Origin of the sequence: Rhizobium sp. G187 (genome assembly GCF_051549525.1) — a bacterium.
Taxonomy (GTDB): Bacteria; Pseudomonadota; Alphaproteobacteria; order Rhizobiales; family Rhizobiaceae; genus Allorhizobium.
Genome location: NZ_JBPUGM010000007.1, coordinates 74,591 through 95,596 on the forward strand (window position 1 = coordinate 74,591; position 21,006 = coordinate 95,596).

Below are 21,006 nucleotides of genomic sequence, written 5' to 3' on the forward strand. Positions count from 1 at the left end.
GGGCATGGGGTTGGATGTGACCATGCCCAATGGGGGTAGTGAGATCAGAGATCTGCCAAGAGCTCGTTGATCCGGGTTTCGGCAGAGGTCAGTGCCTCGTCGATCGGCTTGTCGCCGTTAACGGCGGCACCGATTTCTTCGCCGATGATGTCCTGGATCGGGAACTGCCGCTGGACCTCTGCCGGCAGCGAACGTCCGGTCTCCGCAATCTTGGCGATGTTGTCGCGATGCGGCAGGGCCTTGAACTCTGGCATGTCAAAGACCGCCTTGGCCGCCGGCAGGTGACCCGTGCGGGCCCACTGGAAGTCGTTATCGGCGAGGAACTTGAACAGCTTGCCCACGGCTGCGATCTGTTCGGGTGAGCGATCTTTCTTCGGCATCACCCAGCTATGGCCGTCGGCATAGGTGCTGTCCTGGCCGGGGAAGAGCTGAGGGATTGGATAGACGGTGTAACCCTTGGCAAGAGCAGTTCCGTCTTTCTCCGACTGGGCGACATAATCTCCGATCAGCCAGGTACCATTGACTGCGATGCCACCGTCACCGTTTGCAAATGCGGAGACCGCTGCAGCGTAGTCGAGGCCGGTTGTGGTGATGCCTTCGTCCTTGATCTGCTTTAGCAGTTCAACCGCGGCTTTGGCTTCCGGTGTGTTCAGCTTGATAGCGGTCGGATCGGCAAAGAAGTCAGCATTCTGCTGCTGGAGAAGCGTGTAGAGAACGCGGGCATAGGATGCCGTCTCATTGGCGAGGATCTGGACGAGATATGGCTTGCCGGTCTTTTCCTTGAACTGCTTGCCTTGGGCAACCAACTCTTCAGCCGATTTCGGCAGAATGGGCGTGCCGTCTGCGTTGACCAGTCCTGCTTCCTTCATCAGGTTCAGGTTGACGTGGAAGAGCATGGTCCAGTTGTCGAAGGGCAGGCCATAAAGCTTTCCGTCCTTGGTGACGCCGTTGAGGGCAGCATCCGTGAAACTGGCCGATGTAACGCCTTCGGCTGCCAGCACTTCATCAATCGGCTCGATCAGATCGCGGCTCTGGTAATCCGAGATTGCGGAATAGTGCATGGAGACGACATCGGGTGCAGCACCAGAGGCGAGCTGAGCATTGAGCTGGTCATAGCCCGGCCATTCGACCGTCGTGACACTGACGTCGATATCAGGATTGTCAGCTTCGAATTTGTTGACCAGTGCGGTGATGATACCGCATTCGCCGACTGCGGCAGAAACATCCGTTACCGTGCCGTAGTCCGCTTCGCAGGCGCCGAAAAAGCGCTGAAGTTCAATTTTCGTCTGTGCCTGTGCGCCGGCTCCATAGCCCAGCGCAATGACAGCAACAGTTGTCAGTAGAATGCGTTTCATGGTCTCACTCCCTCTAGTCGGGCGTCTTGGCCCTGTTGAACACGGCCGGCCGGCTCCTCCCCGGCCGGGGTAGGCTTTATTTCACTGCGCCACCCGAAACGGCTGTGACGATGTGTTTCTGGAAAATCAGATAGACGATCAGCGCAGGCAGGCTGGCAAAGACCGCCTGAGCCGCCAGGAAGCCGAGGCCTTCGCTTTGGGCAAAGTTCGACTGTGAGGAGGCGATTCCGATCGTCAGCGTGTACATTTCCTTCTTGGTCGCCGAGATCAGAGGCCACCAGTAGTCGTTCCAGGCATGCAGGAAGGTAAAGATGCCAAGAGTCGCCTGGGCAGGCAGTGTCAATGGCAGCATGATCTTCCAGAAGATCCGAAACTGGGAAGCATTGTCGAGCAGGGCTGCCTCGTCGATATCCTTCGGGATCGCCCGGAAGAACTGCGTCATCAGGAAGACGCCGAAGGCCGAAGACATGCCAGGCAGCATCAAGCCGAGATAGGTGTTGTGTAGGCCGAACCAATTGAACATCTGATGGCGGGCGATGATGACGGCCTGTTCCGGAACGGCGAGGCCGAACAGCACGATGACGAACAACGTGCGCCGGAAGGGGAATTCCAGGCGGGCAAAGCCGTAGCCAGCCAGAGAGGCCAGGACGAGCACCATCAATGTCTGGCCTGTCGCGACCACGAAACTGTTGAAGAACCAGCCGAAGACCTGCGAGGATTGCAGGATGTTGAGATAGTTGACGATGGTATAGGGCGCCCGGAAGACCGAGTCCGTACCGATCATCAGTTCCTGGTTGTTCTTGATCGAAAGGCCGACCAGCCAAGCCACCGGCGCCATCATCACGACCGACAGGAAGGCCGCACCCCAGAGAAGTGGCCGGTTTGCCGTCAGGACGTCCGGCTTGTAGGTTTCGTCAGGACGGCTCATGCTCCAGCCTCCGTCTTGCGCGTGGACACGACGTACTGGGCCATGGCCGCGATGAGGATGATCAAGAAGAGAACTTGCGAGGCTGCGGCTGCGCGGCCGACATCCCAGCGGATGAAGCCGACTTCGTAGATATACATGACCAGAGGACGTGAGCTGCCGTTTGGCCCGCCATTGGTCATCTGCTGTGCCTGCCCGAAAAGCTGAAACTGCATGACGATCTGGATGATCGTGACGAGCATGATGGTTCGGGCGATCGAGGGCAGGGTGATCCGTGTCAGCACGCGCCGCGGGCTGGCGTTGTCGAGGGCGGCGGCTTCGTAAAGGTCTTGCGGGACCTGTTGGAGGGCTGCAAGAAAAAGCATCATCGGCAGGCCGATGCACCACCAGACGGTGGCCACGCCGACCGAAAACAGGGACCAGCCCTTGGTCGAGAGAAAGTTGATCTGCTCGAGGCCGGTTTGTTCGAACAACACGGAAAGCAGACCGTCACCCGGGATGAAGACGAAGCGCCAGATCAGCGTCACGATGGTGACAGACAGCACCGAGGAGGAGAAGAACAGTCCCCGGAAGAAGCTGGTCGTGCGGGTGGTCCGATTGAGGGCAAGCGCCAGGAAAAGTCCGAGCGCGACCAGCGATGGCACGCTGAAGAGGACGAATATTACCGTGTTGCGCAGCGCCTGCAGGAAGACCGGATCGCCCAGGACCCGGACATAATTGGTGATGCCGACAAAACGACCGGGACCGAAGAGATCCACTTTATGCAGGCTGAGCCATATGCCCCAGAAAAGCGGAAAGGCCAGCAATGCGACGAAGACGAGCAGATAGGGCAGGATGAAAAGCCCATGGCTCCACTGGCTGCGGCGATAGCTCTCTGCCATGTCAGCCCTCCTGCCTTGCAAGCGCGTGTCCGTCCGCGCCGAAGAGATGGAAGGCATGGGCGTCGGCCTTTATGCTGACCGTGTCACCCGCCTTGACCAGCGACCGGCCGTCCGCTTCAACGACGAGCTTGGTGCCGTCGCCGAGTGCGCCATAGATCAGGGTCCTGTCGCCGAGGCGTTCGATGACGTCTGCCCTCAGGGGAACGCCCGCTTCGCCTGGAGCACAAACCGAAACGTCTTCGGCACGGATGCCGAGCACGGCGCCGTCAGGACCAAGATCGCTCGGGGCGATAAAGCCTGTTTCCACACGCCCTAGGCCTGCAGTCGTGACGACCAGGCCTGACGGACCGCGGGCCCAGCCTGAAACGGGCAGGAAGTTCATCGCCGGTGAGCCGATGAAGCCGGCGACGAAACGGGTCGCCGGGCGCTGATAGACCTCCATCGGCGTGCCGATCTGTTCGATCTTGCGGGCATTCATGATGACGATCCGATCGGCCAGCGTCATCGCCTCGACCTGATCATGGGTTACGAAGACCATTGTCGAGCCAAGCCGACCATGCAGTTGCGCCAGTTCCAGGCGTGTCCTGCCGCGCAGGGCTGCATCCAGGTTTGACAGTGGTTCATCGAACAGGAAGGCTTTTGGCTCCTTGACGATGGCACGCCCGATAGCGACGCGCTGGCGCTGTCCACCTGAGAGCTTCTGAGGCTTTCGATCGAGAAGGTGCCCGATTTCCAGCGTGTCTGCGGCCGCTACGACACGCCGCTCGATCTCATCCTGTGGCATGCGGATGTTTTCAAGCCCGAATGCCATGTTCTGCTTTACTGTCATATGCGGGTAGAGCGCATAGGACTGGAAGACCATGGCCACACCGCGTTTGCCAGGGGGCAGGGTATCCACCCGCTCCCCGGCCACACGGATCGTGCCTTGGGTGACATCCTCAAGCCCGGCGATCATGCGCAGAAGCGTCGACTTCCCGCAGCCCGAGGGTCCGAGGAATACGACGAATTCGCCTGCGTCTATCGAGAGCGAGATCTCGTCCAGAACGGTCAGCGCGCCGTAACGCTTGGTGACATTTTCGATTTCAATCGAAGCCGACATGGTTTCTCCTCCCCGTCGTCGATCGGTTTACTGGCCGAGCCGGATCATCCGATAGCTCAGCGGCGCGATCTCTCCCTTGAGGCGTCCGCTTACGACATCGAGCCCGGTCCCATCAGCGGGTGCGACGGTCTGATCAGCCGGTCCGTTGACTGTCCGAAGTCCATGGCCTGCGATCACCTTGTCCATGATCACGCGGCGGTCGCCGAAGCCTTCAAGCGCGACATCGAGCATGATCGCGTCGCTCTGGTGGCGATTGACGATAAAGAGTGTGAGCGCGCCGTCCTCGTCACTCTCGACGGCGGACACATCGAGATAAGGTACGTTGGCTGCAAAGTCGGTGGCGTAGCCCGGGCAATCCAGTGCCAGCTGATAGGAGGTGCCGCGGCCATAGCGTGAAGCGAAGAGGTAGGGGTAGTATGTCGTCTGGCGCCAGGCCGGGCCGCCCGGTACCGTCATGATTGGCGCGATGACGTTGACGAGCTGGGCAAGGCAGCCAACCTTCACGACGTCAGCGCGACGGATGAACGTGTTGAGAATGCAGCCGACCTGAAGCACGTCTTCGAAATTGTAGATGTCCTCCAGCAGCGCCGGGGCATGAGGCCAGCCGTCATTGCCTTCCAGCACCTTTCGGTCCGCTTCGCGGGAGTGATACCAGACGTTCCACTCGTCGAAGCTGATATAGACATCCTTCTTCGAGCGCTTCTTCGCCTTGGTAACGGTGATGACGCCGGCGATCGTGGCGATATAGTCGTCGAGCCGGGCGTTCTGGGCGAGATAGCTTGCGGTGTCGCCTTCATGATTGTCGAAATACATATGCAGGCTGATGAAATCGACGCTGTCATAGGTGTAGTCGAGGACCGTGGCTTCCCAGGCCGGATAGGTCGGCATCTTCGGTGAGGACGAACCGCAGACCACGAGCTCGATCGACTTGTCGAAAGCCCGCATGGCCTTGGCGGTTTCGAAGGCGATGCGGCCATATTCGTCGGCGGTCTTCTGGCCGATTTGCCAGGGGCCATCCATCTCGTTGCCCAGGCACCACATCTTGACGCCCCAGGGTTCCTCGCGGCCGTTCTTGCGGCGCAGGTCGGACCAGTAGCTGCCGCCGGGATGGTTGACATATTCGAGGAAGGCGCGGGCCTCGTCGAGGCCCCGCGAGCCGAGGTTCACGGCCAGCATCATCTCTGTGTTGGCGGCCTTTGCCCAGTCGGCGAATTCGTGGATGCCGACCTGGTTCGATTCCGATGTGTGCCAGGCGAGGTCTAGGCGCACCGGACGCTCCTCACGCGGGCCGATGCCGTCTTCCCAGTTATAGGCAGAGACGAAGTTGCCGCCGGGATAGCGAACGATCGGCACGTCGAGTTCACGTACAAGGTCGATTACATCCTGACGCATGCCGTTCTCGTCCGCTGTCGGATGATCCGGCTCATAGATGCCGGTGTAGACTGCGCGGCCAAGATGCTCGACGAAAGATCCGTAAAGACGCGGATCGATTTTGCTGATGGTGAAATCGCGGTGAACGGTGCCGACAGCCCGCATGTTTTACGCCTCCCTTGCATATCCGTTTTCCGGATATCTATCATGATTGGCGATATGTTACACGGGATCGACCGGAGGTCAATCCGGCAAAGCGAGGTGTGGAAAAAGAGTTCAATCAGGCCTTGATGCGCAGGACGATGTCCTGGTCATAGTTGCCGAATCCGCGGCCGAAGATATTCACGCCGCCCGGATGTTCAGCCGTATCGGGGATTTCGATCCGGAGGCGGATGGAGCGATGTTCGGTCAGTTCCAGGTCGTCGACGGTCGTTTCCGATACCTTGACGCCGTCGATGAAGGTGCCGCGATCGGTCACCCTGAAGCTCTTCAGCATGCCGTATTGGCTGCCACGCAACTTCCACCAGTCGGGCGTCAGTTTGCCGCGCCGATCGCCAAAGTCACCGGGCGAGGTCCAGACCGCGATCGGCTTGCCGTTGATCGAGATGGTGATGTCGGAAGGCCAGTTTTCCGATGTTCCGGGCACTTCTGAGGAGAGTTCCAGGAGGAGTTCCAGCTCCTTGATCGGGGCGCCTTTGATCTTGGCATTGTTGGGAAACTGATAGTCCACATAGCCACGGGTAAACCACAGAAGGCCGGCCTTCATCCGGTCCGGCGAGAGGAAGGTGTCGGGGTTGTCGAGGTATCCGATGATGGCGTCGTGCGAGCACATTCCGCAGGGGGCGAACACATCATATCCGCTGTAGAGCCCGACGGGCATTGCCACCTCGATCGCCTCATTCGTTTCGTCGTTCGGGCGGGCGAATGTCAGCACGATCTCGTCATGCACGGCATGACAGATCTTCTGGCTGCCTTTGCGCGCCTTCTGCACTTCTGTGCGGATCAGGCCTGCCTCTTCCATCTGATTGATATGGGTGGAGGTGGTCGATTGGGGCAGATCAAGCAGCTCTGCAATCTCGTTGACGTTCAGAGATCCCTTGGCATGCAGGATCTCAAGTATAGAGAGCCGGGCAGGGGCTGCCAAACACTTGAGCACATCCTTGCCGTCTTCCGGCGTGATCATCAGAAAACGGCTGCTCACGTCTCTCTCCCCCTGTTCGTCGATCTATATCGAGATTTTCGATTTAGTTCAATCGCAGTCTCACGCGTTTGTCATATTGAGTTCTTACCGGTTTCCGGATCAGTTGCGGTCGAGCCGACTTGCATCTGCCGAAGGTCGGGCAATGGGGGAGGGGCGGCATGCGTGATGTGCATCAGACGTCATTTGTCAGTGCGAAAATGGTTGCCGAACGCGCAGGCGTGTCGCGCTCTGCGGTGTCGCGGACTTTCACCGATGGTGCCAGCGTTTCGGACGAGACGCGCCGCAAGGTCATCGAGGCCGCTGAGGCTTTGGGTTATCACGTCAATCATCTCGCGCGGCAGCTGCGTGAACGCAGCAACATCGTCTGTCTGATCGTGTCCGACGTGACGACGCCGGTGCGGGCGGCGCTGCTCGACAGTCTGACGCGCAGGCTGCAGGCAGCGGGCAAGATTACGGTTGTCCTCAATACGGAGAGCGACGAGGCGAGTGTCGGTCGCGCGCTGAGACTGACCTTGCATTACCGGGCGGATGCGACCGTGGTCTTATCGGGCACACCATCATCCTCGCTGGTGCAGACGGCGCTTGCCAATGGGCAGCAGGTCATCCTGATCAACCGCGACGACCGGTTGAGCGGTTGCGACAATGTCGGCGTCGATAATGCGCTTGCGGCACGCGAGGCCTTGTTCCTGCTGCGGCGGGCCGGATGCCGGCATATCGGCGTTGTGACATCGAGTGCGAGGACGCCGAGCCTGATCGCCCGGGAGCGCCATTTCGTTGAGGCTGCCGAAGGAGAGGGCCTTTCGGTTGGCGTCTGGGAAGCGGGCCCAGCCTCCCATCGCTCCGGCGTCGAGGTGGCGCGGCGACTGTTTGCCCGATCCAACCAGCCAGATGGAGTCTTCTGCGTCACAGACCTTCTGGCGCTGGGCTTCATGGACGGCGCGCGCCATGAATTCGGACTGAAAATCCCCGAGGATCTCTGCATTGTCGGCTTCGACAACATTGAACAGTCTGGCTGGGAATCCTACCAGTTGACGACATTCGAACAGCCGCTCGACAGAATGGCGGGGCATGTTGTCGAGCTTTTGACCTTGCCGGATCAGTCGCCGAGCGGGCAGACCCGCGAAGCTGTCGTATTTGAGCCGGCGCCGATCTGGCGGCGTTCGGTGCGGCCACAGTCTGCTTGAGCGAATTTCATTGCACATGTGTGCATTGCGCCACTGTCATCAAAGCTTTGCGTTCGAACGGTAGTGAGGAGCGGCCGAGAGGGATTTGTCTGCAATCATGTGCAAGCGCATCCCTGGCTGGTGCCTTCCCTTTGATGTCCGGCCCTGAGCGTCCGGCGGAGGTGAGGTTCGTCGAGAGAAGTTGGCAGTGTCGGTCCGCTGTCATCCTTCGGCCGTCTGCCGTCTCTCCCTGTTTTTTGACCGTCGACCCGTGCCGTGAGCCTTTGCCCGGCCACCCTTGGAGAAGACGATGAAGCGTCGCGCCTTTTTGATCTCTACCGCCGGCTCCGTGGCCGGCATGATGCTCCTGCCGAAACTGTCTTTCGCGGCCGAAGGTCAGATCGACTGGTACACTGGTTCGGACAGCAATGTCCTTGATTTCTGGACCAACACCGTCAAGCCGGCCTTTGAGGCGGCGCATGCGGGCGTCAAGCTCAACCTGGTGGATGCCGGCGATAATGCGGGCGTTCAGGCGATCGCCGAACGTGCTGTTGCGGCCATGCAGACGAATACCGATCCGCAGGCCGACTACTTCGAGCACACCGATCCGCGCCTGCCGAAGGGCGCCATCGAAGCTGGTCTCTACGTCAACATGAAGGAAGCCGGTCTGTCGAATTATTCGAAGGTCAATCCGCTGGCCTTCGACAGCGATTACAGCCTGCCTTATCGCGGTTCGCAGGTTCTGCTTGCCTATGACACCACAAAGCTCTCGGCTGCCGATGCACCAAAGACCTGGGAGGCTCTCGTTTCCTGGATCAAGGCCAATCCCGGTCAGTTCGTCTATAACCGTCCCGACAAGGGCGGCTCCGGCGGCAATTTCGTCCGCCGCGCCATCCATCAGGCCAATGGTCTCGATCCCAAGGCTTTCACGGTCGACAACTATACCGACGCCTTCGGCACGGAAGCGCTCGGCAAGGCCTGGGAGATCCTGAAGGACATCGCGCCATCGCTTTATGACAATGGCGCGTACTCTTCTGGCAATACCCAGTCGATCCAGCTCCTGGCTCAGGGCGTCGTTACCATGACCCCCGTCTGGTCGGATCAGGTGCTGCAGGCGATTGCCCAGGGCGTTCTGCCCGAGACAACCGGCATCGTTCAGCTTCAGGATCTGGCACTGTGCGGAAACTTCTCGCGCGCTGTCGTGCTTGCCAATGGCAAGAACCGTGATGCGGCTCTGAAGCTTGCCGATTTCATCCTCACGGAAGAGATGCAGAATGCCATTTTGACGGAACTCGGTGGCTTTCCGGGTGTCGCCTGGGATTACGTCTCGGCCGATCTGCGCGAAAAATTCGCCGATATCATCCCGGCTTCGATCCCGACCTTCCCGGCGGGCGCCTGGGAAGCTGCCGTCAATGACGGTTGGTATCGTAACGTTGCGCCGACTATCGACCGCAAGGCGTGAGCGGTTCCGTGCCATCATCTCTGTCCGTGCACACTGACGCAGGCAGGAGGCCCATCGGCCTCCTGCTCGTCGCCATTCCGGTGTTGCTCGTCGGCTGGCTGGTCATCTGGCCGATCGTCAGTGCGGTGCTGCGCACCGTCTGGCGACGGCAGGCAGATGGCGCGATGGCCTTCGATCTGTCGAGCTATGCCTTCTTCTTCGGTGATGCCTATAGCCTCAACAATCTGTCGCTGACACTGTGGACTACAGCCCTCTGCGCGATCCTCCTGCTGATCGTCTGTCTGCCGATCGCGCTGTACCTGCGTTTTGCCGAGGGCAAGGTGGCAGCCTATGTGCAGGCGCTTGCCATTCTTCCGATGTTTGTGCCTTCGATCATCCTGGCTTACGCCTTCATCCGCGTGCTTGGGCCGAATGGCATGGTCGATCTTCTCCTCAATTTCGCGGGGCTTCCCAAGATCCGCACGCCCTATCTCACACCATTGGGGCCAGTGATTGGTCTTGTCTGGGACAATATTCCGCTGACCGTTCTCATCCTTCTGTCTGGCCTCGGCTCAGTCAGCAATATGGCGGTCGAGGCGGCGCGAGATGTCGGAGCAAACCGGTTGCAGGTTCTCTGGCACATCATCCTGCCCAGGATCGGCAATTCCATTCTCGTTGCGCTGTCCTTTGCCGTGCTTGGCATCTTTTCGGCCTTCACCCTGCCTTATCTGCTGGGGCCCGCATCGCCGGAGATGATGGGGCCGTTCATGCAGCGCACCTTCCGTGATCTGAACGATCCGGTTGGCGCGATTACGCAGGCGGTGATCACCTTCGGTTTCTGCATCGTCTTCGGGCTGTTCTATGTGCGGTCCGTTGCCCGCAATCAGGGAAAGTAAGCTGTCCATGACCAAGCTTGCTTTTATCCGCCGGCCCATTGATGGCACAGGTCTATTGCTGGCCACCCTGCTGACGATCGTCATCATCATGCCGCTGCTTGTCGTCGGTATCTGGGCCTTTACCGAGGTCTGGCGGTATCCAAACCTCATGCCGCAGCAATTTGGTCTCCGGTTCTGGGAACAGACGCTCAACCGCTCCGATGTCTGGAGCGCGCTGAGGCTCAGCCTTTTGCTCTCGGGCTTTGTTACGCTCGCCTCTGCGGTCATTTGCCTGCCGGCGGCCTATGCCTTTGCCCGGATGCGATTTCCGGGGCGTGACCTGCTGTTCTTCTCCTTCCTTGCCGGTCATGCCTTTCCGAAGTTTGGCTTGCTGGTCGCGATTGCCGCGATCTTCCTGCAGCTCGATCTGATCGGTACCTTCTGGGGCGTGGCGCTGATCCAGTTGGTCAACACGCTGATGTTCATGATCTGGATCCCGGTGGCTGCTTTCCAGGCTGTTGACACGCGGATGGAGGAAGCGGCGCGTGATGTTGGCGCTGGCCCATTTCGCGTGTTCTGGTCGATCACTTTGCCGCAGGCTGCTCCGACGATTGCTGCGGCCGTGCTGCTGACCTTCGTTGGTACATTCTACGAGACCGAAGGCGCCTGGCTGATCGGTGCGCCGGGCATCCGCACCATGCCGGTACTGATGATCAGCTTCATCAATAATCAGATGGTGATCCAGTTCGGTGCCGTGCTTTCGGTCATGCTGTGGGTGCCATCCTTCCTCGCGCTCATTTTTGCCCGCCGCATTATTGGCGGATCATCCTTTGCTCGCGGCTTCGGCGGTTGAATTTTCGGAATCAGGACGTTTCCATGTCACTTCTCAGCATTAAAAGCGTTTCGAAAGTGTTTGCTGGCGGCACGGTCGCTGTCGACGATTTCTCGCTCGACGTCGCGGACGGCGAACTTGTCTGCCTGCTCGGGCCATCCGGTTCGGGCAAATCCACCGTTTTGCGCATGGTGGGCGGCTTCGAGCGTCCGACATCAGGCGTCATCTCGATTGACGGGGAAGATGTGACCGGTCTTTCACCGGATCAACGCCCGACTGGCATGGTGTTCCAGAGCCACGCGCTTTGGAGCCACATGAATGTCTTCAACAATCTTGCCTTCGGTCTCAAGCTGCGGCGGCTGCCGGCTGGTGAAATAGCTGACAAGGTGGCCGGTGTGCTCGAGCTTGTCGGGCTTGCCGGCTATGGCAAACGACTGACCAATCAGCTTTCGGGCGGTCAGCAGCAGCGTGTGGCGCTTGCCCGTTCGCTGGTGCTCGAGCCGAAAATCCTCCTGCTCGACGAACCCTTTGCAAGCCTCGACCAGCATCTGCGCGAGCGGCTTCGGGAAGAGGTCCGTGACATCCAGTTGCGGCTGAAGATCACTACGCTGTTCGTGACGCATGGCCAGGACGAGGCACTGTCTATGGCTGACCGGATCGTCGTGATGCGCAACGGTCGGACCGAGCAAGCTGATCGCCCGGAGATCGTCTATCGCGATCCACAGACACCGTTCGTTGCCGGTTTCATCGGGTCTATGAACTTCATAGAAGGCGTGGTGGAACAGGGGCGGTTTCTGCATGACGATGTCAACGTGCCGCTACCGGTCAGCGATGGGCCTGCGACGCTTGCGGTGCGACCAGAAGCGCTCGATCTGGTCGCAGCAACGCCGGGTCAGGCCAGTGTTCACCGGGTCACCGATTTCGGCACCCACGGGCTTGTCGATCTGATGCTTGATGACGGCACACGGATCAAATCCATGGTGCGTACACCCGATCTTTTCCGCGCCGGCCAAGGGGTCGACCTTCATCCGCGGGCCTTTGCTGTTTTCCGCGACGGTCAGCAACTTTATCGGACCAATGCCCATGTCTGATCCGATTTCGATCGAGTTTGGCGGGCACCGTACCTGGCTCAAATGGCATCGTGCCCGGCGGACAATCACCGACCCGGAGTTTACTGCAACGCGCATTCTTGAGGCCATGCGCCTCGGGGCGAGTGTCGAAGTGGATCTTGTCGTGCATGGCGATCACGGCTTTGCCATCCTCCACGATCTCGATCTTGACCATGGCACAACCGGCAAGGGTCTGGTTGCGCACGCTTCGGCAGAAATGTTGCGTGGTTTGCATCTGCGCGGCAAGGATGGCGCGCCCATCGATGATCGCGTCATGTTGCTTGAGGACCTGTGTGGGCTACTGGCCACCAATCCTGCTCATCCGGAAGCGCTCCTTCAACTCGATTTCAAAGAAGACATGGCCCGGCTTGATGCGTCCAGCATCGCCAATTTTGCCGCAGCCGTCACGCCGGTTGCAGCGACGATGATCCTTTCGGGTGGTGATGCTGCGGCGGTGGCAGCCCTGGCTACTACCACGCCGGGGCTGAAGACGGGATATGACCCGACTTATCCCGGCGTACTGCAGGATCTGAAGACAGCCGCCGATTTTGCCGTCTTCACCAAGCGGGCTCTAGTTACGGCCCCGGCGGCGCAGATGATCTATCTCGCCTACGACCTTATCCTTGCGGCCGCCGATCAGGGCTTCGACATGATCGCGGCGGTGCATGCTGAGGGGCGGCGTGTGGATGCATGGACTCTGCGCGATACCGGCCCTGATGCCGTTGCCGCAGCCTTGCGTCTGCTTGCTCTGAAGGTCGATCAGATCACCACGGACGACCCGGAAACATTGGCAGTCAAGCTTGCAGGAAGCACCGTATGAGCAACATCGACATCAAGTCAGTCCTCGCCGACATGATCGAGGCGGCCCGTCTGGCAGGCGCGCTGACGATGGATTATTTCCACCGGCGCGAGACGCTTGATATCGGGGTCAAAGGACCAGGTGATTTTGTCAGCGAAGCGGATGAACAATCTGAAATGCTGATCCGCAAGCATCTACTGTCGCGCTATCCGGACTGGAGTTTGAGCGGAGAGGAGTTTCCTCCCGTAGAGGGTGTCGACACCCATTATCGGTTTCTCCTTGATCCGATCGACGGCACGACAAATTTCCTCAACGGTCTGGATTTCACCATCACGATTGCGTTGAGGCAGGCGGGCAGGACGGTCTGCGGCCTCGTGTTCAATCCTGTCACAGATGAGATGTTCACCGCGATCGCCGGGGCGGGTGCTTATCTCAACGGACGAAAGCTCGACATGCGGGATACGGGCCTCGTCGGCCAGATGGTGGTCGGTACAGGGTTACCATTGCCGAGCCTGTCGCTGCATGCCGGTGCCTATGCGAGGCTCGATGCGATCCGGGCGCCGATCGGCGCCGTGCGGGTGATCGGCAGTGCTGCCAATTGCTGTGCCTATGTCGCTTGTGGTCGGTTTACCGGCTATTTCGAGCAGACCGGCTTTATCGATACCGCTGCCGGAATCCTGCTGGTTGAGGAAGCTGGCGGAGTTGTGACTGACTGGTGGGGCAGAGGACCGGAGCATTATGAGCGGTCGGGAATCCTGATTGTCGGCAATGCATCGACGCATGCCTATCTGCTCGGTCACCTGAAAGGGGTCACGACACCGGCTACCTCAACAATGCCGTGAGAGAAGCATGAGCGGCCATCTTGATTAGCGGCCAACGCTTTCTGCCAGTTGCATTACCTCCAGCGCGGAGCGTGCCACGACATCGGCGCCGATGTTGTGAAACGAAAGCGGGTCGCGCATGACAGCCGGCCCGCCGATTGCAACTTTCACCTGTTTTGTCGTGCGGCTGGAATGGATGCGACGGATCGCATGAGCGCATTGATCGACTTCGTCGACCTGCCCCACGGAGATCCCAACCAGATTGTAAGGTGAGGCAGACAGTTTCATGTAGAGGCTGTCGTCCAGTTCGAGGTCGGCTCCGCCCTCGACGATCCAGCCCATATCGCGAAAACAGGAGGCGACGATGGAGACGCCGATTGTGTGCAGCGCGCCGCGCGTGCGGGCCAGCAAGATTCGACGATCAATGTCTCGTCGGCCGACGGTATGCCCGTGACCATGGGACAGGTGATTGATGATCATCCCCAAGCGCGTAGAGGCGACGGCTACCTGCATGAAATCGCTCTCGTCGGTGCACCAGAGGTTACCCAAATGCACCGCGACTGGCGAGAAGAGCTGGATGGCGAGTGTGTGCAGGGGAATGCCGCTGCGCACCAGTTCGTCGATGATTTCGCGATGACCTCGGGGATCCATGTCCACAAGGACGCGATAGAGGCTGGTCCTGTAGGCGATCGCCTTTTCAGTTCCAGGCAATTGGCGGGCAAGGGGATCAAGCTCGGGATGTAGATGGAGATCGGGCTCATGCGCTGCCTGATCGGTCCCGGTCGACTTTTGCAATTCCGGGTGGCCGGCGCCGACGAGTCTCGGTACGGCCTGCCGGATTGCCTGTTCAAGAATGCGGTGGTCCCCCGCACTCATGGGCACATCGCATTTGGTCAGGTTAGGCTTACTGTTGCCTGTCGACTGCGATGCGTCAGCATCTCCCGGCGGACCCGGTCTCCTGTCATTGGCCATGTCACCCTCCCGATCCTTGGCCTTGGCGGTCGTCTGTCCGACGGCGGCACAATACCGCATCTGACAAAAGCCGCAAAACACTTAATGGTCGTAGACGCGGCATCATGCACGAAATAGGCGTTAACGATCTTCTGCTCGATGCAGTCGCGCGGACTGCTCCGCAACGCCGCCTCTTGTTTGAGGCAGTATGCGGGTGCCTGGCGCGCGCAGTTGAAGCGCCTTGCGGACCTGTGCTGCGATATGGCGGGCCGACAGTCGCGCCTCGTCATACATGTCATCGGGGCTCGCCTGGGCAATGAAGCTGTCCGGCAAGGTCAGCGTCCGAATGCCGCACCGTCCGTCCAGCATTCCGTGATCCGCGAGGTGGTGCAGTGTCAGTGCCCCAAAGCCGCCTGTTGATCCTTCTTCCACCGTTACGAGCAGAGCATGTTGCTCGACCAGTTCGGTGATCAGCGCGGTATCGAGCGGTTTGGCGAAACGTGCGTCGGCCACCGTCGCCGAAATGCCTTGGGTCGCCAGCAGCAGGCGCGCCCGTAGACAATCCTGCAGCCGTGTACCGAATGACAGGAGGGCGATGTCATGGCCTCTTTCGACAATCCGTCCCTTGCCCAGCGTGAGAATATCTCCGCGGGTGGGGAGGGGTACGCCTCGGCCTTCTCCGCGTGGATAGCGAAAAGCGATCGGACCGATCTGATGGGCGGCGGCCGTCGCCACCATGTGGACGAGTTCCGCTTCGTCGCTCGGTGCCATCACGGTAAAGCCCGGCAAATTTGCAAGATAGGCGACGTCGAAGGCCCCGGCATGCGTTGGTCCGTCGGCACCCACCAGACCGGCTCTGTCTATGGCGAAGCGGACCGGAAGCCCCTGAAGCGCGACGTCGTGGACGATCTGATCGAAAGCGCGCTGCAGGAAGGTCGAGTAAATGGCGCAGAAGGGCTTCATGCCACTTGCCGCGAGACCGGCCGCAAACGTTACGGCGTGCTGTTCCGCAATGCCCACATCGAAGCTTCTATCAGGAAAGCGGCGTTGAAAGAGATCGACACCTGTGCCCGCCGCCATGGCGGCCGTTATGGCGATAATGCGCGGATCCGCTTCGGCCTCGGCGATCAGCGCGTTGGCGAACACCTTTGTATAGCTTGGCGCGTTGGCGGGCTGCTTGACCTGCTTTCCCGACGCGACATCGAAGGGGGACACACCGTGATACTTGTCCTCAGACTTTTCCGCATGTTCATAGCCGGCACCTTTGCGCGTGACGGTATGAACGAGAATGGGGCCGCGGCCCGCGGATGATATTTCTCTGAATAAGGGAAGCAGCGCGCCGAGATTGTGACCGTCGACGGGTCCGTGGTAGCGAAACCCCAAATGCTCGAAGAGATTGGCGGTCTTACGGCCTTCTGTTGCCTCATCGGCTGGCTGCTTGATGTCTGCCAGATGGTGCGACAACGCACCGGTTGACGGCGAGATCGACATGCCGTTGTCATTGAGAACGACGATCAGGCGGTGGCCAAGCGCGCCTGCATTGTTCAACGCTTCATAGGCCATGCCTGCGGACATCGCGCCATCGCCGATAACACAGACGACGTGGCCGGTCTTGCCTGCCAGACCTCGACCGACGGCAAAGCCGAGGCCAGCCGAAATGGAGGTGGAGGAATGCGCGGCGCCAAACGGGTCGTATATGCTCTCCGAGCGTTTGGTGAAGCCGGAGATACCATTCTTTTTGCGCAGGTTTGCCATTTGTTTGCGTCGACCCGTGAGGATCTTATGCGGGTAACATTGATGGCCGACATCCCAGATGAGCGTGTCGTTTGGCGTATCAAAGACCGCATGGATAGCGATACTGAGTTCGATCACGCCGAGGTTCGATCCCAGGTGGCCGCCGGTATTGGAGACAGCGCGCACGGTCTCGCCGCGCAACTCGTCTGCAAGGCAAATGAGTTCGTCATCTCGGAGACGCTTTAGATCGCGCGGTGATTTTACGCGGTCGAGCAAAGGCGTGGCGACGGTATTCGCATAAGTTAGGTTCACAGCGATCTCCTCCCGCGCAAGCATCCGCCCGAGACCGTACCGCCTTCATCGCATTCGAGCGATCCTGCGGTCATTCCTGTAGACGATGTCGCTTACCCATATTCGGAGAAGACTTGCGATATGTAAACTTTTTTTTACACTTGGCCGTCGATTTCCGTCGGCGAAGTCTCGCCGACGGAAACGTCGAGATGATCAAGGAGCCGGCGTATGCTGCTTGAGGAAGGCGATCACATCAGCGATATCCTTCGGCTCCTTCAAGCCGGCAAAGGCCATTTTCGTACCTTTGACGACGCCGCGCGGGTCGGCGAGGTAGGTCGTCAACAATTCATCATTCCAGACCTTGCCGGCGCCAAAGTCGGTCATGGCCTTGGAGTACTTAAAGCCTTCCACGACGCCTGGCTGTCTTCCGATGACACCTTGCAGAGATGGCCCCACCTTGGCCTTGGGGTTGTCGACATTGTGACAGGCCGTGCACTTCTTGAACACGGTTGCGCCGGCCGCTGCGTCGCCCTCCTGCGCTGCAGCTGGTAAGGTAAGTGCTAGTGTTACGGCTGTGAATGCGGCTGCGTATATCCTCGACATGTGTAACCTCCCATGGCATCGCGGATCGGATTCAACTGCAATTCCTGAAATTTATGTGATGCGCGGATCGGATAAACAGGATCGACCCATCCCATGCTTCATACTGCCTCAGCCGCTTTCCTCGTGGCGGTTGTCGTGCAATATGAACCTATACGGAAACGGCACAGGGTTTGGATCATGTCTGCAATCGTATTTGGCGTCATCGTGCTGGCCGCGGCGTCCACCGGCGCCATCTTCAAGCCGGGCGCCTGGTATGAAACCCTGCGCAAGCCCAGCTGGACTCCGCCAAAATGGGCGTTTCCCGTCGTCTGGTCGGTGCTGTATCTGATGATCGGCTATGCCGGGTGGCTGGTATGGACGACGAGCGGCTGGTCGATGGCGATGATCTTCTGGAGTCTTCAGCTCGTTGCGAATGCCGTCTGGTCCTATCTGTTCTTCGGGTTGAGGCGTATGGATATTGCGCTCGCCGACATTGCCATCCTGTGGCTGTCGATTGTCGGTTTCATCCTCACCGCAATGGCAATCTCTACGCTCGCAGCGCTGCTCTTCCTGCCCTATCTGGCCTGGGTAAGCACGGCTGCTGCTCTCAACCATTCCGTCTGGCGATTGAATATCCAGAAGGTCTGAAGCGAGGCGACGCTTCACGTCGGCCAGATAGGCAAGCAGGGATCCGGCAAGCAGCAAGGCCACCCAATGGGTTTCCGCCTGCCGGAGTGCGAGGCCGAGGGCGGCGAGCAGGAAACTGCCAGACAAGGCGTTGGGTGCGAGGCGGCGGAGTCTCTGCCGCGGTCTTTCCGCGACCAAGCAGAGCCCACATGTCACGGACCAGAGTACCGTCACGGCCAAAAGGCTGACCGCTCCGCTCGAGAACAGTTCGTCCAGCCAAGCCGTCATTTCTGACCTGCCAGATTGGCGAACAACTGGGCGGTGTCTTTGAGGAAGACACGTGCATGGGCGAAGGGATCGCTCCTGACGAGCTTCTTGTCGAGATAGGATTGCCAGGTCAGTCGCTGCACATCCGGGTCCGCGCACATACTGACGAACCTTTCCCGCAGCCTGTCGTTGCGGTACCAGATTGTCTGCATGAGGCCGAGGATGAAGAAGACGCGGCCATGGTCGCGCATGAAGCTGCGCCTGGCCTGCTTGAGGGCAGAAGCCTTGTTGGTGGCGAGCGACAGGCTGATCGCATCGGCGCTGAGTTTGCCACATAGCATGGCATAGTAGATGCCCTCACCGGACGAGGGGGCCACGGTGCCTGCGGCGTCGCCGGCGAGCAGAATGCTTCTCCCGTCGTCCCACCGGCGCATGGGTTTTAGCGGCAGGGGCGCGCCTTCGCGGCGTATCACGCGTGCATCATTTAATCCGGCTGCACGACGCAGCTCGCTTGTTGCCTTGCGGAGGTCGTGGCCTTTGACTGCCGAACCGCAGCCGATGCTGGTCTGCCTCCCATGCGGGAAGACCCAGCCATAGAAATCGGGCGAAACATGCCCGTCATAGATCACGTCGCAGCGGTCTGGTCGAAATAATGCCGGATCGGGTTCAGCCGGCGTTTCCACGATCTCGTGATAGGCGAAGACATAGGGTGGTTTCCTTGCTGCCGGGAACATCTGGCGACGAACAGTGGAATTCGCGCCATCGGAACCGACCACCTGGCGGGCCGCGATCCGGCTGGTGCGGTCGCCGGATGGCGAGGAAAGGGTAATTTGCAGGGCGCCATCCGATCGATATTCGAGGCTTTCTGCGCGCGCGCGGATGCGCCTTGCGCCGGCGGCCTCTGCTCGGGCTCGAAGATAGGGGTCGAAAGTGGCGCGATCGACCATCCCGACATAACCGATGTCGCCGATGCGCATTTCCACAGTCTTCCCCGAGGGCGCGATGATGCGTGCGGCATTTGCCTTGGATACGAGCAAGGATTCCGGAATAGCATAATCGGTCAGCAAACGGGACGGGATCGCCCCGCCACAGGGCTTGATGCGATTCTCGGGATCGATCAGCGCAACGCTCAGGCCCTGCCTTGCCAAATGCATTGCGGCAATGGCCCCGCAGGGGCCTCCTCCGACCACGGCGACGTCGAATACTTCGTACATCCTGATCTCCTGGTCCAGGCCCGGGCGGGGCTCATCTGATTGGGTTACTCACCGGGGACGGCCGCAACCGTCGCGGATCGGTGTAGGTCCTGTGGTATCTTGCTGTTTGGGGCCCGCCTCAGCCTGACCGCCATTCCTGTCGCGACCAGGAACAGCGCCGCCTCCAGACCAAACACGGCGCCAAAGGCTATTCCGTTGTCCTGAAACAAGCTGCGTCCCGTATCCAGCGCGACCGTTCCGAGCAAGCCTCCAAGGCCGAAGGCGATGGCCTGTGCAGCACCCCAGATCCCCATCCGCATGCCGTGATCTGCCCGCTTGCCAGCCCCTGCGAGCAGCATCATCGTGCTGATGGCGGCGACCGCAAAGGCACCATTGGCCACACCCAGAACGAAAACGTTGGTTTCAAGCGGCCAGGAAGGGGCATGCAGCGATGAAAGACCAAGGCCGGCCAGCGCGAGGGCCGAAACGAAGCATCCGCCGGCGATGATCAGTTTGGGCATGCCCGGCATGGTCTTGCCAAAAATGGTTCCGGCAATCCCGACCAGCAGCATGCCAAGGAGCACTCCTGCATGCTGGGTTCCGGTCAGGCGGGTGGTCTCGCCGGGAGACATGCCGAACATCAGACCGGCAAAAGGTTCGAGGATGAGATCCTGGGTCGCGTAGGCCAGCATCGAGATGAAGATGAAGAGCGTAAATAGCCGCGCATCGGGGTCATGCCAGACATCGGAGAAGCTCTCTTGGAAGCTGCTGGTCTCCAGCGGTGCACTCTTGCGCGCCGGCTGACGGGATCTGCGTTCGATGCGGCCAACGGCGACCAGCGTGATACAGAAACAAAGCACTCCGGTGATTGCGGTGATCGCAATTAGCCGTGGATGCGAGTAGGGATCGAGTGTGCTGCCGACGAGTACCGAGCTTACGATAATGCCGAAGATCATCAGGATCCAGGTGATGGTCGCGGCTGCCGCCTTGCGCTGTGGGGTGGTTCGCGCGGCGATCAGGGCGAGCAGGGACGTTCCGCAGGCACCAATTCCGATGCCGATCAGACTGTAGGCCAAAACCGCAACGGCCAGTCCGAGGGTCAAGCTTCGTTCGAACAGCAAGGTGGTTGCGGCCGCAAGGGTGGCCGAGACAGCCAGCAAAGCCATGCCCCGCAGGATCCAGGTGGTGCGATCCTGGCCCGCGTCGGATTTGTGCCCCCAGATCGGACGCGTGATCTGTACACCGTAGTGGAGACCGACCAGCGCCCCGGGGATGACTGCGGCAAGCCCCAGTTCGACGATCATGACCCGGTTGAGCGTTGAGGTGGTCAGGACGACAATTGCGCCTAGTGCGGCCTGAACGAGCCCGAGGCGGAAAATCGATATCCAGCCGAGCTCCTGTGAAAGTTCGTGGTTACGCCTTTGGTCCGTCCTCCGCCCCGTTTCATCCTTCATTTTCTGGGGCAGGGAGGGTGGGTGCATCGCAGGTT

Annotated in this window: 19 protein-coding genes; 8 read left to right on the top strand and 11 right to left on the bottom strand. The window is 59.9% G+C overall.

Going from position 1 to position 21,006, the window contains the following annotated elements; all coding sequences use genetic code 11:
* Nucleotides 1-44: 44 nt before the first annotated feature.
* The 6 genes from ACSV9I_RS18645 to ACSV9I_RS18670 form a co-directional block, all read right to left on the bottom strand.
* Nucleotides 45-1,355 (bottom strand): extracellular solute-binding protein, encoded by a 1,311-nt coding sequence (locus ACSV9I_RS18645; RefSeq protein WP_438330313.1) that lies wholly within the window; start codon nucleotides 1,353-1,355, stop codon nucleotides 45-47.
* A gap of 76 nt (nucleotides 1,356-1,431) precedes the next feature.
* The gene (locus ACSV9I_RS18650) at nucleotides 1,432-2,283 is read right to left on the bottom strand and encodes a carbohydrate ABC transporter permease (RefSeq protein ID WP_438330315.1); all 852 of its coding nucleotides are present in this window, start codon (nucleotides 2,281-2,283) and stop codon (nucleotides 1,432-1,434) included.
* Complete coding sequence (locus ACSV9I_RS18655; protein WP_438330317.1) at nucleotides 2,280-3,161, bottom strand: carbohydrate ABC transporter permease; 882 nt, start codon at nucleotides 3,159-3,161, stop codon at nucleotides 2,280-2,282. Before ACSV9I_RS18655 ends, ACSV9I_RS18650 begins: the two co-directional genes overlap by 4 nt.
* Before the next feature lies 1 nt (nucleotide 3,162).
* Nucleotides 3,163-4,260, bottom strand: a complete 1,098-nt coding sequence (locus ACSV9I_RS18660) for an ABC transporter ATP-binding protein (protein ID WP_438330319.1) — start codon at nucleotides 4,258-4,260, stop codon at nucleotides 3,163-3,165.
* Between the two features lie 27 nt (nucleotides 4,261-4,287).
* Complete coding sequence (locus ACSV9I_RS18665; protein ID WP_438330321.1) at nucleotides 4,288-5,796, bottom strand: alpha-N-arabinofuranosidase; 1,509 nt, start codon at nucleotides 5,794-5,796, stop codon at nucleotides 4,288-4,290.
* A 115-nt stretch (nucleotides 5,797-5,911) separates the two neighbouring features.
* A complete protein-coding gene (locus ACSV9I_RS18670) occupies nucleotides 5,912-6,832 on the bottom strand; it encodes a metalloregulator ArsR/SmtB family transcription factor (RefSeq protein ID WP_054158867.1) in 921 nt (306 codons plus the stop codon).
* A gap of 158 nt (nucleotides 6,833-6,990) precedes the next feature.
* Here ACSV9I_RS18670 and ACSV9I_RS18675 point away from each other — a divergent pair, with 158 nt between their 5' ends.
* The 7 genes from ACSV9I_RS18675 to ACSV9I_RS18705 all read left to right on the top strand — a co-directional run bounded on the left by ACSV9I_RS18675 (nucleotide 6,991) and on the right by ACSV9I_RS18705 (nucleotide 13,893).
* Entirely contained in the window at nucleotides 6,991-8,016 is a 1,026-nt protein-coding gene (locus ACSV9I_RS18675; RefSeq protein ID WP_438330324.1) for a LacI family DNA-binding transcriptional regulator, read from the top strand.
* A 289-nt stretch (nucleotides 8,017-8,305) separates the two neighbouring features.
* Entirely contained in the window at nucleotides 8,306-9,457 is a 1,152-nt protein-coding gene (locus tag ACSV9I_RS18680; protein WP_438330326.1) for an extracellular solute-binding protein, read from the top strand.
* 20 nt (nucleotides 9,458-9,477) lie between these two features.
* Nucleotides 9,478-10,332 carry an ABC transporter permease gene (locus ACSV9I_RS18685; protein WP_438330416.1) on the top strand — a complete coding sequence of 285 codons (855 nt, stop codon included), beginning with the start codon at nucleotides 9,478-9,480 and terminating at the stop codon, nucleotides 10,330-10,332.
* Between the two features lie 7 nt (nucleotides 10,333-10,339).
* Nucleotides 10,340-11,164, top strand: a complete 825-nt coding sequence (locus tag ACSV9I_RS18690) for an ABC transporter permease (protein WP_438330327.1) — start codon at nucleotides 10,340-10,342, stop codon at nucleotides 11,162-11,164.
* Between the two features lie 23 nt (nucleotides 11,165-11,187).
* Nucleotides 11,188-12,234, top strand: a complete 1,047-nt coding sequence (locus ACSV9I_RS18695) for an ABC transporter ATP-binding protein (protein ID WP_438330328.1) — start codon at nucleotides 11,188-11,190, stop codon at nucleotides 12,232-12,234.
* The gene (locus ACSV9I_RS18700; RefSeq protein ID WP_438330329.1) at nucleotides 12,227-13,072 is read left to right on the top strand and encodes a glycerophosphodiester phosphodiesterase; all 846 of its coding nucleotides are present in this window, start codon (nucleotides 12,227-12,229) and stop codon (nucleotides 13,070-13,072) included. The genes ACSV9I_RS18695 and ACSV9I_RS18700 overlap by 8 nt, the downstream gene beginning before the upstream one ends.
* A complete protein-coding gene (locus ACSV9I_RS18705) occupies nucleotides 13,069-13,893 on the top strand; it encodes an inositol monophosphatase family protein (RefSeq protein WP_438330330.1) in 825 nt (274 codons plus the stop codon). The genes ACSV9I_RS18700 and ACSV9I_RS18705 overlap by 4 nt, the downstream gene beginning before the upstream one ends.
* A gap of 24 nt (nucleotides 13,894-13,917) precedes the next feature.
* Here the strand turns inward: ACSV9I_RS18705 and ACSV9I_RS18710 are convergent, their stop codons facing one another.
* The 3 genes from ACSV9I_RS18710 to ACSV9I_RS18720 all read right to left on the bottom strand — a co-directional run bounded on the left by ACSV9I_RS18710 (nucleotide 13,918) and on the right by ACSV9I_RS18720 (nucleotide 17,451).
* A complete protein-coding gene (locus ACSV9I_RS18710; protein ID WP_438330331.1) occupies nucleotides 13,918-14,748 on the bottom strand; it encodes a cobalamin B12-binding domain-containing protein in 831 nt (276 codons plus the stop codon).
* Nucleotides 14,749-14,964: 216 nt separating this feature from the next.
* Nucleotides 14,965-16,869: a 1-deoxy-D-xylulose-5-phosphate synthase gene (locus tag ACSV9I_RS18715; RefSeq protein WP_438330332.1), complete on the bottom strand. Its 1,905-nt coding sequence runs from the start codon at nucleotides 16,867-16,869 to the stop codon at nucleotides 14,965-14,967.
* A gap of 192 nt (nucleotides 16,870-17,061) precedes the next feature.
* The gene (locus ACSV9I_RS18720) at nucleotides 17,062-17,451 is read right to left on the bottom strand and encodes a c-type cytochrome (RefSeq protein ID WP_082352544.1); all 390 of its coding nucleotides are present in this window, start codon (nucleotides 17,449-17,451) and stop codon (nucleotides 17,062-17,064) included.
* A gap of 177 nt (nucleotides 17,452-17,628) precedes the next feature.
* On the opposite strand from ACSV9I_RS18720, the gene ACSV9I_RS18725 reads away from it, so the two are divergent.
* Nucleotides 17,629-18,078: a TspO/MBR family protein gene (locus tag ACSV9I_RS18725; protein ID WP_438330333.1), complete on the top strand. Its 450-nt coding sequence runs from the start codon at nucleotides 17,629-17,631 to the stop codon at nucleotides 18,076-18,078.
* Nucleotides 18,079-18,341: 263 nt separating this feature from the next.
* On the opposite strand, the gene ACSV9I_RS18730 is transcribed toward ACSV9I_RS18725, so the two are convergent.
* Both ACSV9I_RS18730 and ACSV9I_RS18735 read right to left on the bottom strand, forming a co-directional pair.
* On the bottom strand, nucleotides 18,342-19,538 hold the full coding sequence (locus ACSV9I_RS18730; protein WP_438330334.1) for a geranylgeranyl diphosphate reductase: 1,197 nt from the start codon (nucleotides 19,536-19,538) through the stop codon (nucleotides 18,342-18,344).
* A 44-nt stretch (nucleotides 19,539-19,582) separates the two neighbouring features.
* Nucleotides 19,583-20,998 carry a BCD family MFS transporter gene (locus tag ACSV9I_RS18735; RefSeq protein WP_438330335.1) on the bottom strand — a complete coding sequence of 472 codons (1,416 nt, stop codon included), beginning with the start codon at nucleotides 20,996-20,998 and terminating at the stop codon, nucleotides 19,583-19,585.
* Nucleotides 20,999-21,006 lie beyond the last annotated feature (8 nt).

Excerpts from the sequence above, each read along its gene's own strand:
- ACSV9I_RS18645 (WP_438330313.1), bottom strand. The coding sequence starts at position 1,355 with ATGAAACGCATTCTACTGACAACTGTTGCTGTCATTGCGCTGGGCTAT.
- ACSV9I_RS18650 (WP_438330315.1), bottom strand. The coding sequence starts at position 2,283 with ATGAGCCGTCCTGACGAAACCTACAAGCCGGACGTCCTGACGGCAAAC.
- ACSV9I_RS18655 (WP_438330317.1), bottom strand. The coding sequence starts at position 3,161 with ATGGCAGAGAGCTATCGCCGCAGCCAGTGGAGCCATGGGCTTTTCATC.
- ACSV9I_RS18660 (WP_438330319.1), bottom strand. The coding sequence starts at position 4,260 with ATGTCGGCTTCGATTGAAATCGAAAATGTCACCAAGCGTTACGGCGCG.
- ACSV9I_RS18665 (WP_438330321.1), bottom strand. The coding sequence starts at position 5,796 with ATGCGGGCTGTCGGCACCGTTCACCGCGATTTCACCATCAGCAAAATC.
- ACSV9I_RS18675 (WP_438330324.1), top strand. The coding sequence starts at position 6,991 with ATGCGTGATGTGCATCAGACGTCATTTGTCAGTGCGAAAATGGTTGCC.
- ACSV9I_RS18680 (WP_438330326.1), top strand. The coding sequence starts at position 8,306 with ATGAAGCGTCGCGCCTTTTTGATCTCTACCGCCGGCTCCGTGGCCGGC.
- ACSV9I_RS18690 (WP_438330327.1), top strand. The coding sequence starts at position 10,340 with ATGACCAAGCTTGCTTTTATCCGCCGGCCCATTGATGGCACAGGTCTA.
- ACSV9I_RS18695 (WP_438330328.1), top strand. The coding sequence starts at position 11,188 with ATGTCACTTCTCAGCATTAAAAGCGTTTCGAAAGTGTTTGCTGGCGGC.
- ACSV9I_RS18700 (WP_438330329.1), top strand. The coding sequence starts at position 12,227 with ATGTCTGATCCGATTTCGATCGAGTTTGGCGGGCACCGTACCTGGCTC.
- ACSV9I_RS18705 (WP_438330330.1), top strand. The coding sequence starts at position 13,069 with ATGAGCAACATCGACATCAAGTCAGTCCTCGCCGACATGATCGAGGCG.
- ACSV9I_RS18710 (WP_438330331.1), bottom strand. The coding sequence starts at position 14,748 with ATGAGTGCGGGGGACCACCGCATTCTTGAACAGGCAATCCGGCAGGCC.
- ACSV9I_RS18720 (WP_082352544.1), bottom strand. The coding sequence starts at position 17,451 with ATGTCGAGGATATACGCAGCCGCATTCACAGCCGTAACACTAGCACTT.
- ACSV9I_RS18725 (WP_438330333.1), top strand. The coding sequence starts at position 17,629 with ATGTCTGCAATCGTATTTGGCGTCATCGTGCTGGCCGCGGCGTCCACC.
- ACSV9I_RS18730 (WP_438330334.1), bottom strand. The coding sequence starts at position 19,538 with ATGTACGAAGTATTCGACGTCGCCGTGGTCGGAGGAGGCCCCTGCGGG.
- ACSV9I_RS18735 (WP_438330335.1), bottom strand. The coding sequence starts at position 20,998 with ATGCACCCACCCTCCCTGCCCCAGAAAATGAAGGATGAAACGGGGCGG.